This window comes from Micromonospora phytophila, from assembly GCF_023656545.1.
Lineage (GTDB): Bacteria > Actinomycetota > Actinomycetes > Mycobacteriales > Micromonosporaceae > Micromonospora > Micromonospora phytophila.
The window spans coordinates 1-7,095 of the sequence record NZ_JAMOKF010000289.1; the positions used below are offsets into that span (position 1 = coordinate 1).

Annotated in this window: 6 protein-coding genes and 1 pseudogene; 4 read left to right on the forward strand and 3 right to left on the reverse strand. The window is 76.3% G+C overall.

Annotated features, from left to right (window positions below; genetic code table 11):
* Nucleotides 1-386 (reverse strand): annotated as a pseudogene (locus NCC78_RS24965) (S8 family serine peptidase); the annotation flags it as partial.
* Between the two features lie 212 nt (nt 387-598).
* Between NCC78_RS24965 and NCC78_RS24970 the strand changes: the two are divergent.
* Together NCC78_RS24970 and NCC78_RS24975 are read left to right on the forward strand one after the other, a co-directional pair.
* Complete coding sequence (locus tag NCC78_RS24970; protein WP_250797437.1) at nt 599-2,419, forward strand: glycerol-3-phosphate dehydrogenase/oxidase; 1,821 nt, start codon at nt 599-601, stop codon at nt 2,417-2,419.
* 84 nt (nt 2,420-2,503) lie between these two features.
* Nucleotides 2,504-3,025 carry a hypothetical protein gene (locus NCC78_RS24975; protein ID WP_250797430.1) on the forward strand — a complete coding sequence of 174 codons (522 nt, stop codon included), beginning with the start codon at nt 2,504-2,506 and terminating at the stop codon, nt 3,023-3,025.
* A 42-nt stretch (nt 3,026-3,067) separates the two neighbouring features.
* On the opposite strand, the gene NCC78_RS24980 is transcribed toward NCC78_RS24975, so the two are convergent.
* A complete protein-coding gene (locus NCC78_RS24980) occupies nt 3,068-4,468 on the reverse strand; it encodes an FAD-binding oxidoreductase (RefSeq protein WP_250797431.1) in 1,401 nt (466 codons plus the stop codon).
* Between the two features lie 67 nt (nt 4,469-4,535).
* Between NCC78_RS24980 and NCC78_RS32250 the strand changes: the two genes are divergently transcribed.
* Entirely contained in the window at nt 4,536-4,961 is a 426-nt protein-coding gene (locus tag NCC78_RS32250; protein ID WP_308220949.1) for a DUF4031 domain-containing protein, read from the forward strand.
* Here NCC78_RS32250 and NCC78_RS24990 read toward each other — a convergent pair.
* Nucleotides 4,876-5,568 carry an HD domain-containing protein gene (locus NCC78_RS24990; RefSeq protein ID WP_250797432.1) on the reverse strand — a complete coding sequence of 231 codons (693 nt, stop codon included), beginning with the start codon at nt 5,566-5,568 and terminating at the stop codon, nt 4,876-4,878. The two genes, NCC78_RS32250 and NCC78_RS24990, sit on opposite strands and share 86 nt — an antisense overlap.
* A gap of 101 nt (nt 5,569-5,669) precedes the next feature.
* Between NCC78_RS24990 and NCC78_RS24995 the strand changes: the two genes are divergently transcribed.
* A complete protein-coding gene (locus NCC78_RS24995) occupies nt 5,670-6,899 on the forward strand; it encodes an FUSC family protein (RefSeq protein WP_250797433.1) in 1,230 nt (409 codons plus the stop codon).
* The last annotated feature ends 196 nt before the right edge of the window (nt 6,900-7,095 follow it).

Genomic DNA, 7,095 nt, shown 5'->3' on the forward strand with positions numbered 1-7,095 from the left:
GCGACCAGCGCGGCCAGGTACGCCTCGTGGTGCACCGGCGGGATCGCCCGGAGCAGCCCCAGCGCGCCGAGCACGAGCGCCGCCGACAGCCAGACCCGGCCGGTGGTCCGGACCGCCGCCGAGCGCGGCACCAGGGCCAGCGCCAGCGCGGGCGCGCCGACCAGCAGCACGGTGGTCAGGGCGGTCGCCGGCCAGAGCCAGACCAGCCGGTCCAGCCCCGACACGAGCAGAACCTGGTCGGTCACCCAGCCACCGAGCTGGCTGACCACGGTGAACCCGACGATCCACAGGCCGGCCAGCACGGCCGCCACCACGGCCCACGGGCTCGGCCGGGGGCCGGCGGGCGGGGCGGACAGGACGTTCCGATCGGGCTGCTCGGCCTGCATGGCAGCACTCTCCCATGTCGGTCGCGACGCGGCGGCCCTCCGACACCGCCCCGGGTCGCCGCCGGCACCTGACCGGCAGATGGTGACCCGCTCGCCCGCGCCGAACGGCGGCCGGACCGGCGGGCGTCCGGGGCCGCCGACGGGGGCACCCGACCGGGCGCGTGCCGCCCGCCGGCTGCGACGGTTACCGTGGACGGGTGCGTGACCCCAACGTGTCCCGAGCCGCCGCCGGTCAGCTCTCTCCCGGGCGGCGCGCCGCCGACCTGCGCCGGCTGAAGGCCGAACGCTTCGACGTGCTGGTCATCGGCGGTGGGGTGACCGGGGCGGGCGCCGCCCTGGACGCCGCGTCGCGAGGGCTGAAGGTGGCCCTGGTGGAGGCGCGGGACTACGCCGCCGGCACCTCCAGCCGGTCCAGCAAGCTGATCCACGGCGGCCTGCGCTACCTGGAGCAGTTGGAGTTCCACCTGGTCCACGAGGCGCTCACCGAGCGCGGGCTGCTCGCCACCCGGCTCGCCCCGCACCTGGTCCGGCCGGTGCCGATCCTGGTCCCCCTCCCCGCCGGGCGGGGCGTCCGGGACCTGCCGGCCCGGCTGTTCCGCCGCTCCTACTACGGCGCGGGGGTCGCGGCGTACGACGCGTTCGCCGGCCTCTTCGGCGGCGGGCGCGGCATGCCGCTGCACCGGCACCTGACCCGCGAGGGCGCCCGCCGGATCTTCCCCAGCCTGCGGAGCGACGCGCTGGCCGGGGCGATCCGCTACTACGACGGGCAGGTCGACGACGCCCGGCTGGTGGTGACCCTGGCGCGCACCGCCGCCAGCCTCGGCGCGACCGTGGTGACCAGCGCCCGGGCCGTGGGGCTGATCCGGCAGGCCCGGGAGGTGACCGGGGTCCGGGTCCGTGACCTGGAGGCCCCCACCGGCTCGCCGGACGCCGAGTTCGAGGTGCGCGCCCGCACCGTCATCGCCGCCACCGGGGTGTGGAGCGACGACATGTCCCGGATGTTGAACGACGTCGGGCTGCGCCCCGGCATCCGGGTCCGCGCCTCCAAGGGCGTGCACCTGGTGGTGCCGCGCTCGGCGATCACCGGCGAGACCGGGCTGATCCTGCGCACCGCCACCAGTGTGCTCTTCGTCATCCCCTGGGGCGGCCACTGGATCATCGGCACCACGGACACCGACTGGCGGCTGGACCGGTCCCACCCGGCCGCCTCCGCCCGCGACATCGAATACCTGCTCGAACAGGTCAACGCCGTGCTCGACCGGCCGCTCACCACGGCCGACATCGAGGGGGTCTACGCCGGGCTGCGACCGCTGCTGGCCGGTGAGGCGGACTCCACCTCGAAGCTGTCCCGGGAGCACGCGGTCTTCGAGCCGATGCTCGGGCTGCTGCTGGTCGCCGGCGGCAAGTACACGACCTACCGGGTGATGGCCTCGGACGTGGTCGACCGGGCCGCCCACCGGCTCGGCGCCGTACGCCCGTCGCGCACCGCCGACCTGCCGCTGCTCGGCGCCGACGGGTACGCCCCGATGTGGCGGGACCGGGCCGACCTGGCCCGCCGCCACGGTGTGCCGGTCGGGGTGGTCGAGCACCTGCTGGAGCGGTACGGCACCCTCACCCTCGACCTGCTCGCGCTGATCGACGCCGACCCGCTGCTCGCCTCCCCGCTGGCCGGCGCCCCGGAGTACCTGGCCGCCGAGGTGACGTACGCGGCCCGGGCCGAGGGGGCGCTGCACCTGGAGGACGTGCTCACCCGCCGGACCCGGATCTCCTTCGAGACCGCCCACCGGGGCCTGGAGTCGGCCGGGCACGCCGCCGAGCTGATGGGTGCGGTGCTCGGCTGGGACGCCGCGACGCGGGCCCGTGAGGTGGAGCACTACCGGGCCCGGGTGGAGGCGGAACGGCAGTCCCAGCTGATGCCGGACGACGCCACCGCGGACGCCGCCCGGCTCGGCGCCCCCGACGTCCGCGGTTTCGCCGCCGACCGGGGCGCGGACGACGGCGACCCGGCTGAACTTCCCTCCTCGTCCCGGTGACCGATCCCCCACGGAACGTCCACTGTCGATGGCGTCCGGTCGGCCGGTTCCGGGCGCTACCTACGGTGGGGTAGGTTCCGGCGCGTGGTTCCCGCTTCCTGGTCTCGCCTGCAAGCCCTGTCCCTCTCAGCACTGCTGGCTGTCGTGCTCGCCGGCTGCTCCGTCGTGGGCGGTGACGACGACCCGGTCGCGGCCGGAACGGCGGCGGGGCAACCCGGTGGGGGCGGGGCGGCGACCGCCAGCAAGGGCCGGGTCAGCCTCTTGCAGAAGGTCGGCGCGGACGGCCCGTTGCGCACCCTGAACGTGGAGCCGGACGGCCGGTGGGAGTGCGTGGACTGCGCCGGTGACGGGGTGACGTCGACCGGCGTGCTCGGCCCGGAGCAGGTGCGGCGGCTCCAGGGGCTGCTCGCCGACCCGGGGTTGACCGGCGAAACGGACCAGGCCCGGCAGTACCGGGTCAGCTGCATCGACTCGCTGACCTCCAGCCTGCTCACCTCGACCGGCCTGATCACCTCCCAGGACTGCCCCGGCGAGGAGCGGCCACCGATCGCCAACGAGATCCTGCTGCTGCTCACCCAGGCCACGCCCGCCGAGGTCACCTCCTGACCGTCCGGTGCCCCGCCAGGGCCGGCCCCGGTCGGGTAGGGGTCAGAGGACCTTGCCGGGGTTGAGCAGGCCCGCCGGGTCCAGCGCCGCCTTGATCGCCTGGTGCACCCGGACGCCGACCGGCCCGATCTCCCGGGCCAGCCAGTCGCGCTTGAGCAGCCCCACCCCGTGTTCCCCGGTGCAGGTGCCGCCGAGGTCCAGGCCCAGCCGCATGATCTCGTCGAAGGCGCGCCGCCCGCGTTCCACGCTCGCCGGGTCGGCCCGGTCCACCACGATGTTCGGGTGCATGTTGCCGTCCCCGGCGTGCCCCACCACCCCGATCGGCACCTCGCACTCCGCCGCGATCCGCGCCACCCCGTCCAGGAGCGCCGCGAGCGCCCCCCGGGGCACCGCCACGTCGTCGATGACCAGCCCGCCGTTGCCGCCCGGGTAGCTGTCGGCCGCGAACTTCTCCATCGCCGGGTGCGCCAGCCGGCGCGCCTGCAACAGCGCCGCCGCCTCCACCGCGTCGGTGGCCGCGTAGACCTCGTCCGCGCCGGCGGCCTCGCAGACCTTGGCCAGCCCGGCCAGGTCGTCCGCCGCCGCCGCGCCGGTGTCCACGGCGGCCAGCAGCAGCGCCTGCGCGTCGGTCCGCAGCCCCATCGGCTGGTACGCCTCGATCGCCCGCAGGTGGGTCCGGTCGAGCAGTTCCAGCAGGCTGGGGGAGAGCCCCTGGGCGGCGATCCCGGCGACGGCGGCGCCGGCGGCGGCGGTGGAGGGGAAGACCGCCACCATGGTCAGCCGCTCCGCCGGGGCGGGGCGCAGCGCGACGGTCACCTCGGTGATCACGCCGAGGGTGCCCTCGGAGCCGACGAAGAGCCGGGTGAGGTCGTACCCGGCGACACCCTTGGCGGTGCGCCGGCCGGTGCGCAGCACCTCGCCGGAGGCGAGCACCACCTCCAGGCCGAGCACGTACTCGGTGGTGACGCCGTACTTGACGCAGCACATGCCACCGGCGTTGGTGGCGACGTTGCCGCCGATCGTGGAGGACTCCCACGAGCCCGGGTCGGGCGGGTACCAGAGCCCCTGCCGGGCCACCGCGGCGGCGAGCGTCGCGTTGACCACGCCGGGCTGGACCACCGCGATCCGGCTCACCGGGTCGATCTCCAGGATCGCGTCCATCGCGACCATGCTCAGCACCACCGCCCCGTCGACCGCGTTGGCCGCGCCGGCCAGCCCGGTCCGCGCCCCCTGCGGCACCACCGGCACGCCGTGCCGGGCGGCGGCCCGCACCACGGCGGCCACCTCCGCGGTGCTGCGGGGCCGGACCACCACCAGGGGGGTGCCGGCGGCGCACAGGTCCGCCTCGTCCCGCTCGTGCATCCGCAGCAGGTCCGGGTCGGTCAGCACGGCGGCGTCACCGAGCACCGCCCGCAGGTCGTCGAGGAGGGGGGATCCGGCCATGCCGCCGAGGCTACGGTCGGCCGGGCGCGATCATCAACCGGCGCTCGCGCCGGGTAGCTTGGCCGCCATGCTCTATCTGGACCGGCCCGGCTGGCCGTGGCGGGGGCGGCTCTGGTCGCACCTGATCAGCGACGTCTCCCAGGCCGAGCTGCACGCCTTCGCCGAGATGCTGGGCGCGCCCCGCCGGGGCTTCGACCGGGACCACTACGACATCCCGGCCGAGCGGTTCGCGATGGCGGTCTGGCTGGGCGCCCGGGTGGTGCCGAGCCGGGACCTGGTCCGGCTGCTCCGCGCCGCCGGCCTGCGCCGCCCCAAGCACCTGGCCGGGGCGGTCCCGGCGGCCCGCCCCGGTGGCGAACGGCCCGACGGTCGGCGGCTCGACGGTGGTGGGCGGAGCCGGGTGGAGTTCAGCCGGCAGGCGGCCGGCCGGGACCGGGAGCCGCCGGGAGCGTCCGGGCCGCCGGTGCCCTCAGCGCCGCCAGCTCGCGGGTGAGGTTCGCCCGCGCCGGCTCCGCCCAGCGTCGGGCGAGCGGGGGCAGCCGGTACAGCGCCGGAAGGGCGAGCAGCCCGGTGAGCACCCGGGCGCGGCCGGCCCGGAACGCCGGGTCGGGCACGTGGGCGTACTCCTGGCGGACGGCGGCGGCGTAGCGGTCGTACGCCTCGGGCGGCGCCGCCAGGACGGCCAGGTCGGCGTCGCAGAGCAGCGCGCCCTCGGCGTCGCCCGGGTCGGCGGCGTGCCCAGCGGTGAGCAGCACCAGCCGACGCACCTCGGCCACGGCGTCGGCCGCCAGGCCCGACCGGGTGAGCAGCGTGCCGGCGAGCGTCGCGCTGTCCCGCTCGTTCGCGTCGCCCGCGGCGCGGGGGTCGTAGACCGCGTCGTGGCACCAGGCCGCCAGCCGCACCAGGTCCGGCCGGCCGGCCGCCGGCGCGTACGCGTCGACGACGTCCAGCACGGCGGTCAGGTGGTCGACGGTGTGGTAGCGCCGGTGCGGCTCCCGCCAGCGGGCCAGCAGGTCCGCCCCGGCCCGGTCCAGCTCCGCCGCGTCGGTCGCCCCGGCGCCACGGGCCGCCGCCCGCCACCGGTTGAGGAGATCCGCCACCCGGCCGAGTCTGCCGCACCACCGCCATCGGAGAGGATTCACCCGGGACGGTGCGGGTAGTCCCCGCCATGGCCGTGGCCCGGGACCGTCGACCGTCGTTGATGCGACGCGCCATCCGGCGCGACCGCGCGACGGACATCGACGGCGCGCGGATCGCCGCGGCGGTGGACGAGCTGCGGCACCGGGGCAGGGCGACCCTGCACGACCGCCTGCACCGGGTGCGGATGGCGTTGGGGCTGGCCGTGCAGGCCGGTCTGGCCGCCGGGCTGTCCTGGCTGGCGGCGCACGAGCTGCTGGGCAACCCGCAGCCGGTCTTCGCCCCGATCTCGGCGGTCGGCACGCTCGCCGTCTCGGTCGGCCAGCGGTTCCGCCGGACGATCGAGCTGATCATCGGGGTGGCGGTCGGGGTCGCGCTCGGCGACTTCCTCATCTACCTGCTCGGGACCGGGGCGTGGCAGCTGGGGCTGGTGGTCACCTCCGCCATCCTGCTGACCATCTTCGCCGGGGCCAGCGTGGCCATCGTCATCCAGGCCGCCGCCACCGCGGTGCTGATCGTCACCCTGAGCCCGTCCACCGCGAACCTGGAGATACCCCGGTTCGTCGACGCGTTCGTCGGCGGCGGAATCGCGCTGCTGGTCACCGCGATCCTGCTGCCGCTCAACCCGTTACGCGTGATCAACCGGGCCGCCCGGCCGGCCCTCGACCTGCTCGCCGCCCAGCTCGACGTCACCGCGGACGGGCTGCGGGAGCGGGACCGGGACAAGATCCAGAAGGCCCTGGAGCGGCTCCGGAACAACAAGGACGAGCTGGCCGCCTTCGGCGAGGCGATCGAGGGGGCCAAGGAGACGGTGATGCTGTCGCCGGCGCGCTGGCACCGGCGCGACGAGCTCACCCACTACGCGGAGGCCGCCGACCCGATCGACCGGGCGATGCGCAACAGCGGCACGCTGATCCGGCGTGCCGTCACCCTGATCGAGGACGAGGAGCCGGTGCCGGGGCCGATGCCCGACGCGGTGGCCCACCTCGCCGAGACGGTCCGCCTGCTCAAGCACGAGTTCGCCGTCGGCGAGGACCCGGAGAAGGCCCGGGAGCGGTCCCTGCGGGCGGTCAGCGAGGCCGGCCGGGCGTACGCCGAGGGGGTCGGCTTCTCCGGCAGCGTGGTGATCGCCCAGGTGCGTACCACCGCCAGTGACCTGCTGGTGGCCTCCGGCATCGACCAGGAGGAGGCGAACCGCCTGGTCCGGCAGTCCTTCGGCGACCAGGAGCAGCCGAGCGGGGCGGCGGAGGAGCCCGCCGCCCCGAAACCGCCCACCGCGCCGCCGCTCGGCTGACGCCGCCCCGACCGGGCCCACCTCGCGGCGGCCCAGCACGGCACATCCGCCGCAGGGCCGGTGCGGCACGGTTCCCGCGGCGGCCCATGTCGCGCGGCTCAGCACCGCACGTCCGCCGCAAGGAAGATGCGGCGCGGCCCCATGTCGCGCGGCCGAGCGTCGACCGCAAGGGCGCGCGCCCGGGTGGCGGCGCGGT